Here is a 519-nt window from a genome sequence, read left to right as displayed (position 1 = left end):
AGGACGAGGCCCCGGGATCGACATAGTCCATTCCGTATCGCACAGCATTGTAGAACAGAACTGCGATCTTGCGGGCCGTGGCGGTCACGGCCTTGGCCTTGCCGATGCGCGCTGAGAGCCGTCTATAAAAGGCGCCGAGCGCGGTGTCTGTACGACCCACGGTCACGGCAGCGAGGCGCAGAAGTGCCGCCGCCCGGCCGCCGGATCGGCGCGTTCGCGACGAGAGCATTTTGCCGCCGGAGATCTTGTTGCTCGGCGCCAATCCCAGCCAGGAGGTAAAATGCTTTGCACTTGGCCACGAAGAGAGGTCGTCGCCGCATTCAGCGATCAGCTTCAGCGAGAGGTAAGGACCGAGGCCGTCGATGGTGGTGATGTCCTTTCCGAGCAACGCGAACAGCGCCTCGCGGACGTCAAAAGCTAGAGCGTTCGCCTGATCGGTTCGATTCCGACGCCGCGAGACTCGCGGGGCTGGTCCATGGCCATGACCGCGGTGGAGCCTCAGTTCCTTCAATACGGCTT

Annotated in this window: 1 protein-coding gene; it reads right to left on the bottom strand. The window is 62.8% G+C overall.

Annotated features, from left to right (window positions below; translation table 11 throughout):
• Positions 1-519 (bottom strand): transposase (locus tag IVA82_RS39055; RefSeq protein WP_247493841.1); only part of this gene is annotated, 519 nt, incomplete at both ends.

The organism is Bradyrhizobium sp. 142 (assembly GCF_023074015.1).
Lineage (GTDB): Bacteria > Pseudomonadota > Alphaproteobacteria > Rhizobiales > Xanthobacteraceae > Bradyrhizobium.
This window is presented reverse-complemented; position numbering and strand designations above follow the sequence as displayed.